Genomic DNA, 18,181 nt, shown 5'->3' with positions numbered 1-18,181 from the left:
GGTGGTCAGCCGCCGAGCACATTGCCCCAGCCATCGAACAGGTAGGCCTTCCAAGCCACGGTTCCATCTCCGCGCGGCCGGCTGGCCTGCCGGTAGTCATCGGCCTGATCGGCGGTCCAGGTGATGATCGTGTCGGACACACGATCATGCAGAATGGCGGGCTCGGCGGGGTCGAAGGCGTCCATGGGACGAAGCGAGGGATGCGTGCTCATGGGCCGCTCAACGCTCAGCCCCGTGCAAAGTTGCAGCCGCGGAACTCGCGTTGCAACTTCGCAACACCGCTCCGAAAAGCCCGATTTTGCGAAATTGCGCCATTGCGCCGCCACACCGTCCCCCGAACAATCAACGCGCTGCGTGCCTTTCCGTGCAAGTCTTGGTTGTTTGCATCACCACTGCTCGAACCGGACTGGTTTGGACGGTACCGTTTGGAGGCAGGGATCATGAACGATCGGCGGTCTCTTCTGGTGGCGATCTCCTGCCCCTCGGCCGTTCTCGCCGGCTGGCTGGTGCTCTCATTGTCGGCCTACGCGCCTGCGCTCATCGAAAATAGCGGTGCGAATGCAGCCGCTGCCACGCGCGCGAAGGATCTCAGCCGCCTCGACCTGGCCGACGTCCCCCGCGCCGCGACCATCGAAGACGGTGTCGCCCTGACCGCCGATATCGCTGCTACGGCGGCGATCCCGCCAGCGGTTGAAGCGGCAGCCGCGCCGGAGCTGCCCACCTCCACCCTCAAGCTGGCGTCGGCCGATGCCGGGGTGATTTTGCCGGCGGAGCCGCCGCCCGCGCCTCAGATTTCAGTGGAACCAACTCCCGTCGTCACCGAGGCTCCGTCAGCGCCGGCACCAGAGCCCGTCAAGCTCGCATCCGCCGATCCCACCGAGATCGTGACCACGGACGCATTGTCGCCTGCGACGATCGCGAGCGGATCCGCCCCGGTTACAGCGAGCAAGCCATCGCCGCCTGCCGACACCGTTGCCGTGCTCGACGAATGCTTCGTGATGGATGCCTGCATCGACCGCTACCTTTGGGCGCTCTATCAGCGCACCGCCAAGGAAGACACGATGAAGGTGGTGGAGCGCCGCCCCGTCACCGTCAAGCGCAAGGGCAAGACGGTGACCGTGATGCGCAGCTTCACCAAGCTCGTCGACCAGGATTTCACCTGGAAGGACCCGAAGGCGGCCGAGCGCACCGGCATGTCGATGATGGACTACGTCATCGGCGGCATGGACAAGAGCTTCAAGCGAAAGCTGTTTCGCACGCTGCTCGCCGCCGAGGCCGCCGGCCTTTCACCCGGCATCACCAGCGCGTTCCGCGACGACTATCGTCAGTCGATTGCGAGCGGCCTGAAGGCTGCCTCCAACCGCTCCTATCACGGCGGCAGCACGCGCGGCGGCTATGGCCACGGCATGGCCGCCGACATCGTCAGCACCCAGGGCAACAACCGGGCGCAACGCTGGGTTTCGACCGAGATCCTGTGGAAGTGGGTCGACGCCAACGGCAAGGCCTACGGCATCGGCCGGCCCTATCTCGGGCGCGATCCGCCGCATGTCGGCCCGATCGACGGTCAGGAATACGTCTCGCGCCGGGGCACGGCCGATCGCAAGGAAGCTAGCGTCAAGCCGAAGAAGACGCATGCTATAGCCCACGCAAAGCCGCCCAAGGCCCAGGCCGCGCGCGGCGAGCAGAAGAGCCCGGCAAAACCGCAGAAGGCGGCACAATCGGCCGGCAAGCGCGCGACCTGACGCTGTTAAGGCTTGCGGCCCGGCAGCGGCACGAGGCGCATCTCGGCCGTGCCGGCCTCCTGCGTGCGCACCAGCACGGCAAAGATCGTCTCTACCGCGAGCTGCACGGCCACGTCCGTCACTTCGCCCTTGGCCAGATGCGCTGCGATCAGGCCGGTGAGAAGGTCGCCGGTGCCATAGGGCCGGATCGGCAGGCGCGGCGTCGCAAACCGCGACAAATGGCCGTCGGCGCAGAGGATCGTTTCCAGCTGGCCTTCCGCCGTGTCCGCGAGCGTGCAGCCGGTGGCAACGACGTCGATACGACGCCCTTTCGCTAACGCCGCGCAGGCGGCGCGCAGGTCCTGCGCATCGGCGATCGAGAGGCCCGCAAGCAGCTCGAGCTCGAAGCGGTTCGGTGTGGTCAGGTTCGCAGCCGGCAGGAGCCGGTGCCGAACCACGTCCAGAATTCCGTCGGCGACATAGACGTGGCCGTCATCACCGATCACGGGATCGCAGAGATAGACGAGCTTCGGATTGTGCACCAAGGCCCGCTCGACAAAGTCAGCGACGACGGCGGCATTACCGGGCGAGCCGAGATAGCCGGTGACGACCACGGCAGCTTCGTCGACAAGGCCGCGCTCCTCGACACCCCTCAGGAGATCGGCGACCAGCTCAGTCTCGAGCACCCGCCCGCGCAGGCTGGGATAGCGCGGATGGTTCGACAGCAGCGTCGTCGGCACCGCCGCGACGTTCACGCCCTCCGCTTGCACGGCATAAGCCGCCGCGCTGTTGCCGACGTGGCCGTGGACCACCTGGCTTTGAATGGAAATGACGAGCATGAAGGAGGTCCGTAAGGTCAAACGTCAGAGGAGGCAAGCGTTACGGCATCTCGTATTCGAGTCCCGGCCGCAGGGTCTGCATCTGGCGCGCCAGCCGCCGGTGGCCTGTCTCCTCCGACTGTGCCAATCGATTGACGACCGCGACATGGTCCGCATCGCTCTTATGCTGGTTGAGCTTGGCCTGTCCTTCGATCTGATCCACCACGAGATCGACGACGCGGATCGCAGCCAGCATGCTCTCGCGCTTGCCCGGCTCCATCTGCGCGAGATCCCAGGGCTGTTTCGGCAAGCGCGCTTCGGAAACCGCAAGCAGCGCATCGCCGTGTCCGCGGTTCTCGTCGAGCCCGCGCAGATGCGCCACGCCCGACAGGTGCACCGCTTCATAGAGCCAGGTCGAGACGTTGTCGCGCGAGGCATACCAGTCATTGGAGACATAAGCGTCATCGCCGGAGACGATCAGCAGAAATCGTCTGCTGCCGTCGGCCAGAGGCACAAGTGGATTTTTGGCGGTGAAGTGAATCTGCACGATGGTGCGGTCGCCGCGCTCGGCCAGCACGAACGGCACGTGCGAGGCCCGCGGCCCGCCCTCGTCCGCGGCTACGATCACGCCGAAGCCGCGAGATGCGGCAAATTCCAGCGCGCGCTGCTCCTCGATGCGGAATTGGGGGCGGAGGACGTGCATGGTGCGGCTGCTCGATCGGTGGACGGACGAGACGAGGCTAACCCATGACCCCGTGAAATCTGAAGAACAATCGGCCTTGAAGCGGCGACAATGCCCTCGCCCTCGCCGAATGAAGGCGTGCACCAGCGCGCCAGCGGAGGTCTCGCCCGGTCTGCCTTGGCGACCCAGCGGAACCTCTGGGCCTGTCGCAGGCTCGTCACTCACTCGTGATATCTGCTCCTGGCAAAGGCCATGCTCCGTGTGCTAAAACAAACCTACCGCGCGGTATCTTTCGACTTTCCGCGCCATGCCCGAGCTCGTCATGACATCCGCCTTCAATGCCTATGCGGCACTCGCTATCGCCATCATCTTCGAGGTCACCGCCTCGGCCTTCCTGCAGCAGTCGGCGCAGTTCACCCGGCCGTGGCCGACGCTGGCGATGGTGTTGCTCTACGTCGCCTCCTTCTACGCACTGTCGGTCGCGATCCGCGTCATTCCCCTCAGCATCGCCTATGCGATCTGGGGCGGGGTCGGAATCATCCTGACCGCAACGGTCTCCTTCGTTCTGTTCCGCCAGATGCTGGATGCCGCCGCCTTTGTCGGCATCGCGCTGATCGTATCAGGGGTCGTGGTCATCAACCTGTTCTCGGAGACCGCGGTGCATTGATGCCGGAAAGCCGCTACACCCGCGCCAAGCAGCCTGAGCAGGTGCGGCGCGCTTTGCTCGATCACGCTGCTGCCATCGCACTGGACCATGGCGTTTCCGGCGTGACGGTGCAGGCGGTCGCGGCGGCGGCCGGCGTCACCAAGGGCGGACTGTTTCATCATTTCGGCAGCAAGCAGGCGCTGATCGAGGGCCTGTTCGCCGATCTCCTCGCCCGTGTCGATGCCGAGATCGACGCGACCATCGAAGCCGATCCCAAGCCGCGCGGCAGATTCACGCGGGCCTATGTGAATGCGGTGTTCACCGGCAAGGCCTTCGGCTTTGCCTCGCCCTGGGCGGCGCTGAGCATGGTGGTCGTCACCGATCCCTCGCTGCGCCGGCTTTGGAACGACTGGATCAAGGCCCGGCTCAAGCGCCATCGCGCCACCGACAGCGCGCCCGATCTTCACGTCGTGCGCCTCGCCGCCGACGGCGCGTGGCTGTCCTATGTCACGACGGGACAGACGCGCATGAGCGCGGACCTGCGTGCCGTGCACGACCGGCTGATCGCGCAGACCTATCGGCGCGGCTAATGAGACCCGGGACGTCGGCTAGTTTACGCCGGCCGAAGACTCATCGAGGGCGCGATCAAGCCGCGCCCTGTTCAAAACAAAAAAAACAAGCTTGCTCCTCAGCGGTCACGCCGCCGATGGCTGCTCGAATTCGGGCGGCGCGTAGGCCTTGCCGTCCTGATCGGTGATGACGACCCGCCACCCCTCGCTGGCCCACACCTTCGCCTTGGCCACGATGAGCAACCGACTCTCGCGGGCGAAACTGTATTTCTCATTGTCGCGTTCTGCGACCATTTTGTAGGCCAATGCGCATCCCCTTGCGTTGCCCTGCCCCCGCTCCTCTCGTGGCAGCGTGCTTTGGCGGCAATTCGCCGGGAGCGTGGCAATTTGGTGCCCTCCGCAGGCCGCATGGCGCTGGCCCGCTAACAGCCGGGTGACCCGGGGTGAGCGCGCCGCATCAGGAACGCGCTTCTGATTGCCGTCGGTGCTCGACCGAGACCCGGCCTGCCCGGCTCCGCTAGTGGACGCGGATCACGTGCGGGCGGCCGAGATCAATCAATCCCTGCACTGCCGAGAGGCGGTCGTCGAGGGCCGCAATGGTGAGCAGCAGATTGTTACGGCGCTCGTCGAGCATGCCCATCTCGGCGCCGGTGAGCTTCGTGCCCGACCGCTCCTTGTGGATTTCTTCGAGAGATTTGCGCAGCCCGGCAATCAGGCCGGACAGCTGCTTGGCCTCCTTGGTCATCGACCGCTTCGCAACGTTGTGGCGGCGCGCCTCCGCCTGGCTCTGTCTCATCATCATCCTCCCGTGCCCCGCTGCCCCGAGTGGAATGCTTACAGCTTTGAGTACACATATTACGATCGATGAAATCTGCCCGCGAAGAACTGACTTAAATTGTAAAGGCCTCTCGCAAGAAAAAGCCCGGCGCAATGACCGGGCTTTCTCTTGAACGTTACTTCTTTTGATGGCCGCCGCCTGGACCACCGGCCGGCGCGCCGCCGCCACGTGGGCCGGCGCTGATGTGCGGAGCGCCCCCACCGCCCGTATGCGGCGCAGGCGCGGCCGCGCGTGACGTCGGCATCTGCGCACGGGCATTCATCGGCGAGCCATGGCTGACGTTCGGCCGGGCGACCTGCGGCGTTGCGGGCCGTGCAACCGGTGCGGTCGACACGCGTGGTGCTTCATGCGTACGCGTCATCGGTTGCGCGCGCACGGCGGCGCGGCCTGCAGCATTGTCGCGCATTACGCGCGCCTGCGCATCGCGCGGGCCGCGGTTCTGCACGGCAGTGCGCTCATTGAGGACGCGCTCGCTCCGTCCGGCGCGGGTCCGGTCGGCCGTAACCGCATCACGCTTGGTGATGGCGGCATCGGGCCGGGCCGTCGTGGCGGCGTCACGCCGAGAGATTGCAGCCTCTCTTTTGCCACGCAAGCCGCTGCGTTCGAGTGCGATCGCTCCGTCACGCGTCGCAGCGCGACCGATGCGAGCCGCCCGTGGATCAAGGGTCATCCGCGTCGCAAGGCGTTGATGCGAGCTCCAGTAATTATTCCAATGAGCGTGGCGGCGATACCAGGGACGTCCGCCATAGTGGCTCGACCAATACGACGTCAGCACGAAGGGAACGATGGGAACGTCAATCACGTCGACATAGTCGGGGAGATAGACGTAATGATTGCGGTAGAGGTACTGGAGATATTGCGACGATACCCAGCCGCGATCGTCGGAGAAGCTCACGTCGCACCAGGCGTTGCCACGCAGGCAGCCATGGATGTTGACGCGGGCGCCGCCGGGGACGCGATCGACGAGGGGTAAGCCCGTGCCCGGTCCGGCGCGCAGGCCGGTCGAGACGGTGACGATGCCCGGTGCGGCCAGCGCGGCCGTCGGGGCGAGCAGCAATGCGGCAAGTAAAACGCTCTTGAGTCTCATGGCGTGTTCCTCCTCTGCCAGTCGGAACGCGCTGGCGGAACGGGCGTTCCGCCTGAGGTCATCGCATGCGTCGAAAGATCGAGACGTAGGCCGCGTGCGGTTCAATATTCATTCGCCGTTCATCGGCACAGCGCGCAAACGTGCCAGGCCGTCAGTTTGCTCGCAGCATGAAGGCGTCGAAGTACGACGCAAGCGCAGCAAAATCATCGAGCGGCAGAACGTTCGCGACATACTGGTCCGGCCGCACCACGATCAGGCAGCCGGCCTTGCGGTCGATGCCGCGCATTGCAAACACGTCGTTGCCGCTCTTGAGATCCGGACAGAACATCTTCTCGTAATCGATCAGACCATAGCGGCCCTTGCGCGGAAGCAGCAGCGGCGGCATCGCTTCCACGGCGAGCTCACGATGATCCTGCTGGAAGACCGCACGCAGGTCGATCACGCTGTCGATGTCGGCCCCCGAAGGCGTATGGCGCCTGATCGGCGACTCCCTGGATTCGCCGAGGAAATTGCAGAGAGCGCGCACGGCCGAGCCGGCGGCGGCAGGATCTTCCGCAGGCGAGAACGCGTAGATGCGGAAGCGACCATCAGCCTGCGCCGCGTGGCCGAGATGCACCGGCTTCGCATCTGCCAGCCGGATCACCGGCGCGGAATGGAAGCGCTTGCCGATGACGAGGCCTTCTGCGAGATGCTGATGCGAGGCCGCACCCGTGAGAACCGACGGACGGTAATGCGTCGCGGTCCCTGCCGTGTAGCGGCCGTGCCGGACGAAATAGTCCTGCGTCTTTGCCGCATCGGCACCGCCGGCCTTGGCGGCCGAGGCGAGAATCCCGGCCCATTCACGATCGAAGTCGATCAGCTCCTTGGCAACCGCCTGACGTTCGGCCGAATAGGAATGCAGCAAAGCCGGTGCGCACTGCTTGCGCAGGACTGCCGCGAGCTTCCAGCCGAGATTGAAGGCATCCTGCATGGAGACGTTCATACCCTGCCCCGCCTTCGGGCTATGGGTATGGCAGGCATCGCCGGCGATGAAGATGCGCGGCAGTCGCCCATCGACCTCGGTCTCCGGCACGTCGTCGAACTTGTCGGTGAGACGCTGGCCGATCTCGTAGACCGACCACCAGGCGATCTCCTTCACGTCCAACCTATGCGGCTTCAGGATCCGCTGCGCCTTCGCGATCACGTCGTCGGCGGTGATGTTGCGATTGGCGACGCGCTCACCGATGTCGAGCTTGGCGAGCTCGACATAGATGCGGACCATGTAACCGCCCTCGCGCGGAATGATCAGCAGGCTGCCGTCTTTCGCCGACTGGATCAGCGACTTGAAGCGGATGTCCGGGAAGTCCGTCACCGCCAGCACGTCCATCACGCCCCAGGCATGGTTGGCGGAATCGCCGTGCAGCTCGCGGCCGATCGACTTGCGAACCATGCTGCGCGCGCCGTCGCAACCGACGACATAGCGCGCCCGGATTGTCTCGACCTTGCTCCCCCCAGCGGCATCGACGCATTCGAGATGCACCGTCACCCCGTGAGCGGCGGCATCAACAGCGGGATCGACCTCGAGATCGAGTACGCGCCGGCTGTAATACGGCGCGAGCTTGGCCGGCGATTTGCGCATGACATCGAGAAATGCGTCGTGGATGCGCGCCTGGTTGAGGATGACATGCGGGAATTCCGACAGCCCGTCCTCGACGTCCTGCACCCGTCCGCTGCGCACGATGGCCTCAGGCCGCCGCGCGTCCGGCTTCCAGAACGTCGTCTCGTTGATCCAGCATGCCTCCTTTTGCACGCGCTCGCTGAAGCCGAAAGCGTGAAACATCTCCAAGGTGCGGCAGGCGATGCCGTCGGCCTGCCCGACCAGCAGGCGGCCGGGCTTCTGCTCGACGATGCAGGTCTTGATGTCGGGGAATTGCGCGAGCTGGGCGGCGAGCGTCAGGCCGGCCGGGCCGCAGCCGACGATGAGGACGTCGACCTCTTCGGGCACGGTGCCCGCCGCATCCGGGGCCTGAACGCGTGCTGCAGGATCCGCGATCTCGGGATCGCCCGGCTGAAATCCATTCAGATGGAATTGCATGAGCACCTCCCCGCCAAATCTCCGTTTGGATATTGCTCAGTATGCTGACGATCAGTATACTTGTCAACGATCCGCGCCGTCCCTGCCCCAATGGAGAATTCGGTGAAAGACAACAACGACATGCCTGGACATCTGGCGCGCCGGTTCCAGCAGATCGCGGTCGCGGTGTTCCTGGCCGAGGTCGGAGATGCGGGCTTCGATCTCACGCCGGTGCAATACGCTGCGCTCGCGACCATCAAGGCTAATCCGGGGCTCGACCAGGTGACGCTGGCAGGGTTGATCGCCTATGACCGCACCACCATCACAGGCGTGATCGATCGCTTGGTGCAAAAGGGCCTCATCGAGCGTCGCGCCTCCAGCCGCGACCGCCGCGCACGGGAGCTCGCGATCACGGACGAAGGACGGCGCGCGCTGCGCAGGATCACGCCGGCTGTCGAATCGGCTCAGCGCGTCCTCTTGCGCGGACTGAGCGCGAAGGAAGGCGAAGAATTGATACGGTTGTTGCGCAAGGCGATCGCCGCCGGCAATGAGCTCAGCCGCGCACCGCTGCGCGAGATGCAGGCATAGGGCCGTTTCTCCGCAATTGTCGTAGGACTGCGAAACCAGGAACTAACCTTCGGCTGCTAACGTCGACCGCATTGGACGCTTAACGCGCGATTAACTTTGCGGGATGGGGTTTCGGAATGTTCAGGTTACTCGTTGTGGCGGCAGCCATGACGCTCTCGACCGGTCATGCGCTCGCGGGCGGCCATGGCGGAGGCGACCCTCCTCCGCCAAAGGTCGAGGCGCCGACGGCTCCAGCAAAGGTGATCCTTACCAAGCAGGGCTCCAAGCTGGTCGATCTCAACGGCATGACGCTCTATACTTACGAGCGCGACACCACCGGCAAGACCTCGAACTGCAACGACAAGTGCACCGAGAGCTGGGTTCCGCTCGCCGCCACGGCCGACGCCAGAGCCGTCGGCGACTTCACCGTGATCAGCCGCAACGATGGCACCAGGATGTGGGCCTACCGCTATCGCCCGCTCTACACCTCGCCCGCCGACAAGGCGCCGGGCGATGCCAACGGCAATGCCATGACGCTGCAATGGCGGATCGCGCGGCCCGAAAACTAGGCCATGCAGCTGCCGGAACTAAACTGAGGCGCAGCCCTCAGCCGCGCCAGCGCGCGCCGCTCTCGGCTTGCGCGTTCTGCCCGGGCGGCAGCACCACGACCATCGAATTGAGCTTCACCCGGCTGTAGAGGTCGATGACATCCTCGTTGCGCATCCGGATGCAGCCCGACGAGATCGCCTGCCCGATATATTCGGGCTGGTTGGTGCCGTGGATGCGGTAGAGCGTGTCCTTGTTGCCGGCATAGAGATAGATGCCACGCGCGCCCAGCGGGTTGGCCGGCCCGCCCGCAACGCGCGGCGGATAGGGCCCGAGCCGCGCCTGGATGTCGGCGGTCGGAACCCAATCCGGCCATTCCGCCAGCCGGCCGACGCGCGCGACGCCCGAGAACGCCATGGCTTCCTCGCCGACCGCGACGCCGTAGCGAATCGCCTTGCCCTCGGGCAGCACGAAATAGAGATAGCGCGCATCGGTATCGACCAGGATCGTGCCCGGCTGCTCCTTGCGCTGGTAATCGACGATGTGACGCAGATACTGCTCAGGCACGTTGGCCTTCGCATAGGGCGCGTGGGCCAACAACTGCCGGTCGCGCGGCGTCATGCTCGCATCGGTCGTTGGCGAAAGTGTCGTCTGCATGCAGCCGCCCAGTGGCAGCAAGGCAACAACGAACAAAGCAAATAAAGATCTTGGCACCGCCGACCCCCGTTAGCGGACAGCAACGCCCCCGCGTCGCCACATACTGTCAAAATCGTGCTGAAAACAAGGCAGCCTGAAACACGTGCGCGTGTTTGGGAAAACGGGTTCCATCACCACAAACGGCAGAAGAGCGTCGCAGCATCTCCTTCCCGTCGCCTTGCTTTGGTCAAACCCGGCTGGACTCGTGGGCCCAAGGCTTGGGGATGGGCCGCCCCCTCTCGGCTCGCGCCAATGCGAACAGCCACTTACGTCAAACACCAGGCTTCAAAGGAGTTGCGATGCTCGCGACGCTGAACGCCAAGCAAATCGTCGATGAGATCGTGAAGGACACGGTCAGGGACAACGATCCGCACGATGCGGTTCAGATTTCTCCCGACATCGTGCTGGCCTCGCGCCCGGGGACCACGGCGCCCGCGCTGGCGCCGGAGATCACGCCCCGTCCAGAGCCGAGGTTCGCTCCAGCTGCAGCGCGTGCACCGGAGCCCACGATCAACGTCGTCTACGGAAAACCAGCTGCGGCGGAAGGACCGCGCCCCGACACGGCCGTTCGCATCACGGCCAACGATGGCCCCCGCCAGCCGAAGCGATCCGCGGTCGGCAAGTGGCTGCGCGGTGCGTTCCTCGCGTTCCTGTTCGCCGGCGCCAGCGTCGCGGCCTCGATCGCCTGGGAGCAGCATGGCGACACCGCAAAGAATGCGCTCGCCGAATGGACGCCCGTGGCGGCGTCGTTGATGAATTCGTTCATGCCTTCGGCCTCGCAGACCGCGCCTGTCCCCGCCGCGCAGGCCGCTCCGCCTCCGGCGCAAGCGGCAACAGCCGATCAAGCCGCCGCGCCATCTGCGCCGCCGCCACCGGCCCAAGCCGCCGTCGCGCCGGCTTCAATGCAACCGGACCCGGCGCAAGCGGTACAGGCGATGACCAACGATCTTGCCGCGATGACCCAGCAGATCGAGCAGCTGAAGGCCAACATCGCCGAGCTGAAGGCCGGACAGGAGCAGATGGCGCGCGAGATGGCGAAGGCGACTGCGCCGAGGCCGGTGGCTGCCGAGACGCGGCCGGTCGATCCACGCGCGCGTGCTGCTGCGCTCCCGGCACCGCCTGCGGCAGCGCCAGTTCGCAAGCCGAAGCCGCCCGTGACGCGGACCTACATGCCGGCCTCTTCGCCCGCGCCGCTCGCCCCTCTGCCGCCGCCTTCGCAGACGGCCGCCGTGCCACCATCGCCTGCGCCGGTGACGACCACGCAAGCCGTTGCCGATGACGATGGACCGATCGTGCGTCCGCCGATGCCGCTGCGATAACGCAACGCCAGGCGACTGCGACGTCGCCTACGCTGTCCGAGCCGAAATGATGCGTTGAGTCCGGACAATTACGGGAAACGCTATGCAGCTCATCTTCCGCTCATGAGAAAAGGCCGTCGGGATCTATGCCGGCGGCCTTCTCTTGCAACTGCCGGTTCCCGGAGCCCGGTTCTGTTGCAATTCCGTACATTGATGATCGCGCCGCGTATTTAATAAACTCTTAATGACCCCAGATGCTGCACATGATTTCTGCGCCATAAGCACAGAGATTGCGCGGCCTGTTCATTCGATAGATATCGACTCAGTGGTATCATCCCGGACGTGTCGAGACTTTCCATTGAAGACTTGTTTTCAGATTTGGGTCCTCACACCGGGGAATTCGGATGCCTTACTACTCCTTCGATCTCGTGGTTGGTGAAGAGTTCAAGAACCAGGGCGGAATCATCCTCGAAGACATCGAGGTCGCTTCCGATCGCGCCGATCAATTGGCATGCGAGCTGTCGCAGGTGAAGCCGGAGCTCCAGCACAAGGGTTGCGCGGTGCGTGTTACCGATCTCGATCACAACGAGGTCTATCGCACGCCGCTCGACCCCGTGCCGGCTTGGCAGCGCTAGCTACCATCGAGCACCGGCGGTTCGAACCAGTTCGTCAGCGACAATCCGCCGTCGACGACGAAGGCTGCGCCGGTGACATACGCGGACAGCTTGTTCGACAAGACCGTGAGCGCCATCGGCGCAAGGTCATTGGCATCACCGAGACGCCCGAGCGGAATGTGCCGCGCCAGCGCGGGGTCCGCGACGAACCCGCCGGCTGCGATCGCGCCGGGCACCAGTGCGTTGACGCGGATACCGTGACGGCCGAACGTCTTGGCGAGCTCCTTCACCAGCATCGCCATGGCCGCCTTCGCCGTCGAATAATGCGGCAGGTTGCGCGGCGTGCCAGCATGCAGCGAGGTGAGAAACAGGAACGAGCCCGGCCGCTTCGCCGCGATCAGATTCGTGGCGATCGCGCGCGCCAGATGAAAACCGGCATCGAGATTGACGGCGTGCATCTCCTGCCAGGTCCTGCGGTCGACCGCGAGCGCATGGTCTGCCTCCCGCCGCGGCGGCGATGCGCTGTGGACGAAATGCGTGACCTCGCCGAGCGACGCCTGTGCCGCAGCCAGCAGCTCGTCACAGGAATTTAACCTCGCGAGATCGCCGATCCATGGCACCGCCAGCTCAGGCCTCCTGCTCGCGCCGATCGCGGTCTCCAGGCGTTCGGCACTGACATCGGCGAACACGGTCCGCACGCCCTCGCCGACCAGGGCCTGCGCGATGGCCCGGCCGATGCCGTTGCCCGCGCCGGTGACGAGCGCGGTGTCGCGTGCGGGATCGAACGGCGTGCTGAACAGGCTCATGTCGCGCTCCGGGGCCGGGAAAGGCCTCAGGTTAGCGCACTGCACGGCGGGGCGACAATTGCACTCCGATCCCATTGCGGAGCGGCGCGGCGGACGCTAGCCTCCCAAAAAACGGAGGAGATACTGAGGATGCGCACCGGTTTTCTGATGGCGGGCCTGCTGCTGCTGACCACGCCGGCCCTGGCGGGCGACGCGCCGCCGCGCTCGACCTATGTGACCATGGTCCTGCAGGCCTTTGCCGCCAAGGTCGAGTGCCCCAACACGGATCTCGCCTATCAGGACCTCGTGCAGAGGGCGCAACAAATGCACCTGCCCGACGGCACCACCGAGAAGGTACGCAAGGCGATCGCCTGGATGCACACCGGCGGCAAGATGGGCGAGAAGCAGGACGACGACTTGATGAGAGAGGTCGCCGTCGCGACCCAGGCGACCGACATGGACCAGCGCCGCCTCGGCATGTCCGGCTGGTGCGAGGCCCAGAAGACCAATCTCGCCGGCCTGATCCGCGCCAAGGGCGGCTGACGGGACAGCGCCGGCCGCGTTAAGCACGCCGCGACGGAACGGCCGCGGCGGCAAATATTCGTCACAATTTTCGCAAGCATGCGGCGTCTTCGAACAGGAGAAGCCCATGCGCATTGTTCATTTCGTCTTGGCCGCTGCGCTGGTGAGCGCAACTCTCGCCGCCCCAGCCTTCGCGAGGAATTCCGACGCCCAGAAGGGCGAGGAAAAATCCGCGGCGTCGTCATCCTGTAGCGCCTATCAGCAGACGCCGGATGGATCGTGGGAGCCGCTCCCCTGCAAGGAAACGGGCGAGCGCGGCCAGCCGCAGACGCAGAACCGCACCTCGCAGCAAGGCTCCGAGCGCGGGGAACGTTGAAGTCCCTCGGACTTACGACCGTCAGCTCTGGTGCGGACCGCGCATGATTTTCATGGCGTCGGCGATGTGGCGCCACTCCTTGGCCTCGTCGGCCTCGCCACGTCCCTCGCATGCCTGCGCCTGTTCGGCGGCCTTCGCGATCGCCGCAAAACCATGCTGCTCCAGCATCTGCCGCGCGACGGTGTGGACCTGGACCTCGGACATCATGGGCGCTCTCCCGTCATGAGGAAACCGCGGCGCCCGGCTCGGCGCTCCGCGGGTCCGAGACAACGATCTCGCAGCGACCCCCGTTCCGGCCGAGGCCGATCACATCAGCAGATCTGGAACTCGAACCGTCCGAAACGACGAAGGCGGCCCGCCATGCCCGGCGGACCGCCTTCTCACCCACCCCGAAATGGGCCGTCGTCAGTCGCGTCCCCTACGCGACCGCCACGCGCTTGCGCTCGAAATCGTTGGGCACCTCGATATCGACCTCGAGGGTCGATACATCGTCACCCCGTTCGAGCCGCACGATCACCTTGGTCGGGTCCAGCGTGACGTGCTTGGACACGACGGCGAGGATTTCCTCACGCAGCACAGCGAGCAGATCGGGTTGGCCGCGCTGTCCGCGTTCATGGGCAAGCAGTATCTGCAGCCGTTCGCGTGCGACAGGTGCCGAAGCCTTCTTGCCGCGGAGAAGTCGAAGCAGACCCATGCTCATGCAGCCCTCCGTCGCAGCAGGCGGTCCATGAAACCCCTGCGCTCGGCAGGAACATGCATCGTCACGTTCTCGCCGCAGAGGCGCTTGGCAGCGTCCATATAGGCCCGCGCCGGCGCTCCATCTGCGTTCGACAGCGTCACCGGCGTGCCGACGTTGGAGGCCTTCAACACGTCCTGGCTCTCGGGAATGATGCCGAGCAAGGGCGTTGCGAGGATTTCGAGGATGTCGTCGATGGTCAGCATCTCGCCGCGGGCGGCGCGCGATGCATCGTAGCGGGTGATGAGAATGTGCTTCTCGACCCGTTCGCCCTTCTCGGCCCGTACGGTCTTGGAATCCAGCATGCCGATGATGCGATCTGAATCGCGCACCGACGACACTTCCGGATTGGTGACGATCACGGCCTCGTCGGCAAAACGCATCGCCATGGAGGCGCCGCGCTCGATGCCGGCCGGGCTGTCGCAGATCACCCAGTCGAACCGGCCGCGCAGGTCGTCGATCACCTTGCCGACCCCCTCTTCCGTCAGCGCGTCCTTGTCGCGGGTCTGAGAGGCCGGCAGCAGCCAGAGATTCTCCAGCCGCTTGTCCTTGATCAGCGCCTGCGGGAGTTTTGCAACGCCCTGCACCACGTTGATGAGGTCGAACACGACGCGCCGCTCGGCCCCCATCACGAGGTCGAGGTTGCGCAGGCCGACGTCGAAATCGACGACGACGACCTTGTCGCCGCGTTGCGCGAGCGCGGCTCCGAGCGCGGCGGTCGTCGTGGTCTTGCCGACCCCGCCCTTGCCTGATGTCACGACCAGTACCTTACTCATCTGAAATGTCTCCTTTGCTGGTCAGTTCAGTGCTGTAATTCGCATGGTATTCCCCTGCAGCCAGGCCTGCGCCGGCTTGCCGCGCAAGGCGGCGTCGATGTCGTCCGCAGTCTGGTAAAACCCATCGATTGCAAGCAGTTCGGCCTCGATCTTCTGGCAGTAGATGCGCGCGCTCGTGTGTCCGTTGACCCCGGCCATGGCGCGGCCGCGCAGCGCGCCATAGACGTGGATGGAGCCGCCGGCGACGACTTCGGCGCCGGAGCCGACCGAGCCGAGAATAGTGACGTCCCCCTCCGGAAAGATCACGGTCTGGCCCGAGCGCACGGGGCTATCGAGCAGCAGGGAGGTCGGCTTGCTCTCCGCCTTCGTCTCGGCCTTCTTGGGTGCGTTCGACTCAACCACGCAGCTGCGCCCGCCCGACAACAGCGGCGGCATCATCGGGGTCAGCCTCGCCTCCTCCACGCCCTCGATGCCGAGCACGCGGATGTTGCGGTCCTGAAGGCTGGTGAGCAGATGACCGATGCCGGCCTGGCTGAGATCGACCGAGGACAGGTCGATCACCACGGGCCGACCGGCAAAGAACCCCGGCGAGCGTGCGATCGTCGCGTCGATCTCCTGGAGCCAGTCCTGGACCGGGACCGTCGGCACGAAGACGAAGGCCACGTAGGAGCGCCCGCGCAGGCGCACCATCTGTCGTTGAGGTTTGGCTACAGCCTCCATGGCGGCCGACTCGTTCCCAGTTATTGAATGGTTAACGATGCGGCGGATATGGTTAACGGCCGGTTAATTTCTCCGCGTGGTGACGTGGGATACTGGCCGGAGGCCGATTGGCGCCGCTCTGGTGTCCCGGACGCGCTGCGGCGTGCAACGCTGCTGCGCGGAGCCGGGACCCAGACCCGCCCGGATCATGCTCTCGGCGAGATGGGCCCCGGCCCTGCAGCGCACCGTCAAGGGAAGCTGCGCTGCGTCCGGGGCACGAGCGGAGAAGCACACTCTCTCCACACAGTCAGTGCGAGGACGGAGCGAGCCGACCTACTTCTTCACCTTGCTCGCGTCCATCTTGATGCTCGGATCCAGCATCTTCGTCGTGAACGCGGTCGTCACGTCGAACGGCTTCTCCATGCCGAGATAGGTATGGACCAGTTCGTAGTCCTTCTTCATCCGCTCGCCGTCGATCCAGCCGAGCGATTTGGTCGTCGTGAATTCGTCGGTCATCAGGAACTTGATGCGCTCCCACTGGCGCTCCTGGTTCGCCTTGTCGAGACCGGAGACCTGGTCGAGCAGCGCCTTCAGGCATGGCGTGACGTCGGCGACGCACGCCGCAAAGGCCTTCTGCGTGACGCGTACGAAGTCTTCGACGACCTTCGGGTTCTTTTGCATGTAGGCGCCGTTGACGATCAGCGAATTGCCGTAGGGGTTGAGCCCGATATCCTTCCAGTTGACGTAGCCGAGATCGCCTCCGAACTCGATTACCTTGAGGTCGTGCTCGTTGTAGAAGTCGCTGATGATGTCCACGGTGTGGCTCTTCAGCGCCGCGATCTTCGCGGTCGGTCCGACATTGACGAAGCCGACGGAGTCGGGCGCGATGCCGGCAGCCTTGGCAAAGGCCGGCCACATCACGCGCGAGGCATCGCCCGGTGGATTGCCGATCTTGTGATTCGGAAAATCCTTTACGCCGTTCACACCGTAGCTCTTCAGCCAGTAGAAGGTCTGGCCGGTATTGGCATAGACGCTCATCACGGCAACGGTGTCCGCGCCCTTGCTCTTGGCGACCAGCATGGTGGCGAGGTCGGCGACGCCGAACGGCGAGCCCCCGGAGCCGACTTTGGCGGCAGACACGCCGGAGCCCTTGCCGGTTTCGATGGTGAGGTCGATGCCGGCCTTCTCGTACCAGCCCTGCGCCTTGGCGTAGTAATACGGCGAGTGGTCGGCCGTCGGCGTCCAGTTCAGGATCAGGTTCACCGCCTCGCCCGCGCTCGCGGGCACCGCCGGCAAGCCCAGCGCCAGAGCCACAATAGCCGCCTGCAAATGCTTCATCGCATCTCTCCTCTTTGCCGCGACCCGGCTTGTCGCTCTCCCCTTGTGAGGATACCAATGCAACAAGCCCGCCCTCAACTTGTCAACTGTTTGGTTGGAAATGCCTGCAAAACGATCTGGCGACACCGTGCCGCAGCGCCGCGACCCCGTCGCGACCCGCAAGAAGCTGCTGACCGCGGCCCGCCTGGAATTCGCCCGGCACGGCCTTGCGGGGGCCCGGGTCGACGAGATCGCCGAGCGCGCGGGCGTCAACAAGCAGCTCGTCTATCATTACTTCGGGGACAAGGACACGCTCTACCTCGCCGTGCTCGAATGGGTTTATGAGGACATCCGCGAGCAGGAGCGCAGGCTCAAGCTCGAAGGCCTCCCGCCGGAAAAGGCGATCCGCAGGCTGATCGAAGCCTCGTTCGACCACCTCGCGGCAAACCCTGATTTCATCGTGCTCTTGAACGACGAGAACCGTGGCGGCGCCCGCCACGTCCGCGGTTCGACGCGGCTCGAGGCGATGCATTCTCCCTTGGTCAAAAGCGTGTCCCACATCCTCAACGAAGGGGTGCGCGCGGGCGTGTTCCGCAAAGGGATCGATCCCGTCCAGCTCTATATCTCCATTGCAGGCCTCAGCTATTTCTTCTTCTCCAACACGCCGACGCTGTCGGCCATCTTCGGCAAGGACCTGTCGAGCCGCGCCCAGCGCCGCGCCCGCCGCCGGCATGTCGCCGATCTCGTGCTCCATTCGCTCCGACCCTAATCAACCAGATGGTTGAAACTTGTCCCGAGGGGAGCTAGGCTGACACCGCGGCAGCGAGGCCGCGGG

The 18,181-nt window shown here is 65.1% G+C and carries 24 protein-coding genes; 10 read left to right on the top strand and 14 right to left on the bottom strand.

Annotated elements, in window-relative coordinates:
• Nucleotides 1–5: 5 nt before the first annotated feature.
• Nucleotides 6–212 carry a hypothetical protein gene (locus BCCGELA001_RS17790; protein WP_060735922.1) on the bottom strand — a complete coding sequence of 69 codons (207 nt, stop codon included), beginning with the start codon at nucleotides 210–212 and terminating at the stop codon, nucleotides 6–8.
• A gap of 228 nt (nucleotides 213–440) precedes the next feature.
• On the opposite strand from BCCGELA001_RS17790, the gene BCCGELA001_RS17785 reads away from it, so the two are divergent.
• Nucleotides 441–1,742: a hypothetical protein gene (locus tag BCCGELA001_RS17785; protein WP_060735921.1), complete on the top strand. Its 1,302-nt coding sequence runs from the start codon at nucleotides 441–443 to the stop codon at nucleotides 1,740–1,742.
• 5 nt (nucleotides 1,743–1,747) lie between these two features.
• Here the strand turns inward: BCCGELA001_RS17785 and pdxY are convergent, their stop codons facing one another.
• Both pdxY and BCCGELA001_RS17775 read right to left on the bottom strand, forming a co-directional pair.
• The gene (gene pdxY, locus BCCGELA001_RS17780; protein ID WP_008563180.1) at nucleotides 1,748–2,560 is read right to left on the bottom strand and encodes a pyridoxal kinase; all 813 of its coding nucleotides are present in this window, start codon (nucleotides 2,558–2,560) and stop codon (nucleotides 1,748–1,750) included.
• Nucleotides 2,561–2,600: 40 nt separating this feature from the next.
• Nucleotides 2,601–3,242, bottom strand: a complete 642-nt coding sequence (locus tag BCCGELA001_RS17775; RefSeq protein ID WP_008563183.1) for an FMN-binding negative transcriptional regulator — start codon at nucleotides 3,240–3,242, stop codon at nucleotides 2,601–2,603.
• A gap of 301 nt (nucleotides 3,243–3,543) precedes the next feature.
• Between BCCGELA001_RS17775 and BCCGELA001_RS17770 the strand changes: the two genes are divergently transcribed.
• Both BCCGELA001_RS17770 and BCCGELA001_RS17765 read left to right on the top strand, forming a co-directional pair.
• Nucleotides 3,544–3,888, top strand: a complete 345-nt coding sequence (locus tag BCCGELA001_RS17770) for a DMT family transporter (protein WP_060737710.1) — start codon at nucleotides 3,544–3,546, stop codon at nucleotides 3,886–3,888.
• Nucleotides 3,888–4,457: a TetR/AcrR family transcriptional regulator gene (locus tag BCCGELA001_RS17765; protein WP_060735920.1), complete on the top strand. Its 570-nt coding sequence runs from the start codon at nucleotides 3,888–3,890 to the stop codon at nucleotides 4,455–4,457. Before BCCGELA001_RS17770 ends, BCCGELA001_RS17765 begins: the two co-directional genes overlap by 1 nt.
• A 105-nt stretch (nucleotides 4,458–4,562) precedes the next feature.
• Here the strand turns inward: BCCGELA001_RS17765 and BCCGELA001_RS38365 are convergent, their stop codons facing one another.
• From BCCGELA001_RS38365 to BCCGELA001_RS17745, 4 genes are all read right to left on the bottom strand, one after another.
• On the bottom strand, nucleotides 4,563–4,742 hold the full coding sequence (locus BCCGELA001_RS38365) for a hypothetical protein (protein WP_060735919.1): 180 nt from the start codon (nucleotides 4,740–4,742) through the stop codon (nucleotides 4,563–4,565).
• A gap of 211 nt (nucleotides 4,743–4,953) precedes the next feature.
• Nucleotides 4,954–5,181: a hypothetical protein gene (locus BCCGELA001_RS17755; RefSeq protein WP_231088380.1), complete on the bottom strand. Its 228-nt coding sequence runs from the start codon at nucleotides 5,179–5,181 to the stop codon at nucleotides 4,954–4,956.
• Between the two features lie 208 nt (nucleotides 5,182–5,389).
• Nucleotides 5,390–6,361: an SH3 domain-containing protein gene (locus BCCGELA001_RS17750; RefSeq protein WP_060735918.1), complete on the bottom strand. Its 972-nt coding sequence runs from the start codon at nucleotides 6,359–6,361 to the stop codon at nucleotides 5,390–5,392.
• Nucleotides 6,362–6,512: 151 nt separating this feature from the next.
• Nucleotides 6,513–8,435 (bottom strand): FAD-binding monooxygenase, encoded by a 1,923-nt coding sequence (locus BCCGELA001_RS17745; RefSeq protein ID WP_060735917.1) that lies wholly within the window; start codon nucleotides 8,433–8,435, stop codon nucleotides 6,513–6,515.
• Between the two features lie 102 nt (nucleotides 8,436–8,537).
• Between BCCGELA001_RS17745 and BCCGELA001_RS17740 the strand changes: the two genes are divergently transcribed.
• The gene (locus BCCGELA001_RS17740) at nucleotides 8,538–9,002 is read left to right on the top strand and encodes a MarR family winged helix-turn-helix transcriptional regulator (RefSeq protein WP_060737708.1); all 465 of its coding nucleotides are present in this window, start codon (nucleotides 8,538–8,540) and stop codon (nucleotides 9,000–9,002) included.
• Between the two features lie 116 nt (nucleotides 9,003–9,118).
• Nucleotides 9,119–9,550, top strand: a complete 432-nt coding sequence (locus tag BCCGELA001_RS17735) for a COG4315 family predicted lipoprotein (RefSeq protein ID WP_060735916.1) — start codon at nucleotides 9,119–9,121, stop codon at nucleotides 9,548–9,550.
• 37 nt (nucleotides 9,551–9,587) lie between these two features.
• Here the strand turns inward: BCCGELA001_RS17735 and BCCGELA001_RS17730 are convergent, their stop codons facing one another.
• Nucleotides 9,588–10,184 carry a L,D-transpeptidase gene (locus BCCGELA001_RS17730; protein ID WP_060737707.1) on the bottom strand — a complete coding sequence of 199 codons (597 nt, stop codon included), beginning with the start codon at nucleotides 10,182–10,184 and terminating at the stop codon, nucleotides 9,588–9,590.
• Nucleotides 10,185–10,522: 338 nt separating this feature from the next.
• Here BCCGELA001_RS17730 and BCCGELA001_RS17725 point away from each other — a divergent pair, with 338 nt between their 5' ends.
• Both BCCGELA001_RS17725 and BCCGELA001_RS17720 read left to right on the top strand, forming a co-directional pair.
• Nucleotides 10,523–11,542: a hypothetical protein gene (locus BCCGELA001_RS17725; RefSeq protein WP_060735915.1), complete on the top strand. Its 1,020-nt coding sequence runs from the start codon at nucleotides 10,523–10,525 to the stop codon at nucleotides 11,540–11,542.
• 383 nt (nucleotides 11,543–11,925) lie between these two features.
• The gene (locus BCCGELA001_RS17720; RefSeq protein WP_008563227.1) at nucleotides 11,926–12,156 is read left to right on the top strand and encodes a DUF6894 family protein; all 231 of its coding nucleotides are present in this window, start codon (nucleotides 11,926–11,928) and stop codon (nucleotides 12,154–12,156) included.
• Here the strand turns inward: BCCGELA001_RS17720 and BCCGELA001_RS17715 are convergent.
• Complete coding sequence (locus BCCGELA001_RS17715; protein ID WP_060735914.1) at nucleotides 12,153–12,941, bottom strand: SDR family NAD(P)-dependent oxidoreductase; 789 nt, start codon at nucleotides 12,939–12,941, stop codon at nucleotides 12,153–12,155. The two genes, BCCGELA001_RS17720 and BCCGELA001_RS17715, sit on opposite strands and share 4 nt — an antisense overlap.
• A gap of 129 nt (nucleotides 12,942–13,070) precedes the next feature.
• Between BCCGELA001_RS17715 and BCCGELA001_RS17710 the strand changes: the two genes are divergently transcribed.
• The gene (locus tag BCCGELA001_RS17710) at nucleotides 13,071–13,463 is read left to right on the top strand and encodes a hypothetical protein (RefSeq protein ID WP_060735913.1); all 393 of its coding nucleotides are present in this window, start codon (nucleotides 13,071–13,073) and stop codon (nucleotides 13,461–13,463) included.
• Nucleotides 13,464–13,569: 106 nt separating this feature from the next.
• Nucleotides 13,570–13,818, top strand: coding sequence for a hypothetical protein (locus BCCGELA001_RS17705; RefSeq protein ID WP_060735912.1), 249 nt, complete (start codon nucleotides 13,570–13,572; stop codon nucleotides 13,816–13,818).
• A 21-nt stretch (nucleotides 13,819–13,839) separates the two neighbouring features.
• Here the strand turns inward: BCCGELA001_RS17705 and BCCGELA001_RS17700 are convergent, their stop codons facing one another.
• The 5 genes from BCCGELA001_RS17700 to BCCGELA001_RS17680 all read right to left on the bottom strand — a co-directional run bounded on the left by BCCGELA001_RS17700 (nucleotide 13,840) and on the right by BCCGELA001_RS17680 (nucleotide 17,367).
• Complete coding sequence (locus tag BCCGELA001_RS17700; protein ID WP_060735911.1) at nucleotides 13,840–14,025, bottom strand: hypothetical protein; 186 nt, start codon at nucleotides 14,023–14,025, stop codon at nucleotides 13,840–13,842.
• 211 nt (nucleotides 14,026–14,236) lie between these two features.
• The gene (gene minE / locus BCCGELA001_RS17695) at nucleotides 14,237–14,518 is read right to left on the bottom strand and encodes a cell division topological specificity factor MinE (RefSeq protein ID WP_060735910.1); all 282 of its coding nucleotides are present in this window, start codon (nucleotides 14,516–14,518) and stop codon (nucleotides 14,237–14,239) included.
• On the bottom strand, nucleotides 14,515–15,330 hold the full coding sequence (minD, locus tag BCCGELA001_RS17690) for a septum site-determining protein MinD (protein WP_008563240.1): 816 nt from the start codon (nucleotides 15,328–15,330) through the stop codon (nucleotides 14,515–14,517). The genes minE and minD overlap by 4 nt, the downstream gene beginning before the upstream one ends.
• 21 nt (nucleotides 15,331–15,351) lie before the next feature.
• Nucleotides 15,352–16,050 carry a septum site-determining protein MinC gene (minC, locus tag BCCGELA001_RS17685; RefSeq protein WP_060735909.1) on the bottom strand — a complete coding sequence of 233 codons (699 nt, stop codon included), beginning with the start codon at nucleotides 16,048–16,050 and terminating at the stop codon, nucleotides 15,352–15,354.
• Nucleotides 16,051–16,362: 312 nt separating this feature from the next.
• Nucleotides 16,363–17,367, bottom strand: coding sequence for an ABC transporter substrate-binding protein (locus tag BCCGELA001_RS17680; RefSeq protein WP_008563244.1), 1,005 nt, complete (start codon nucleotides 17,365–17,367; stop codon nucleotides 16,363–16,365).
• Nucleotides 17,368–17,467: 100 nt separating this feature from the next.
• Between BCCGELA001_RS17680 and BCCGELA001_RS17675 the strand changes: the two genes are divergently transcribed.
• Nucleotides 17,468–18,115 carry a TetR family transcriptional regulator gene (locus BCCGELA001_RS17675; protein WP_060735908.1) on the top strand — a complete coding sequence of 216 codons (648 nt, stop codon included), beginning with the start codon at nucleotides 17,468–17,470 and terminating at the stop codon, nucleotides 18,113–18,115.
• Nucleotides 18,116–18,181 lie beyond the last annotated feature (66 nt).

Origin of the sequence: Bradyrhizobium sp. CCGE-LA001 (assembly GCF_000296215.2) — a bacterium.
GTDB lineage: Bacteria > Pseudomonadota > Alphaproteobacteria > Rhizobiales > Xanthobacteraceae > Bradyrhizobium.
The sequence above is the reverse complement of the archived record's forward strand: the minus strand, read 5'-3'. Positions and strand labels throughout refer to the sequence as shown.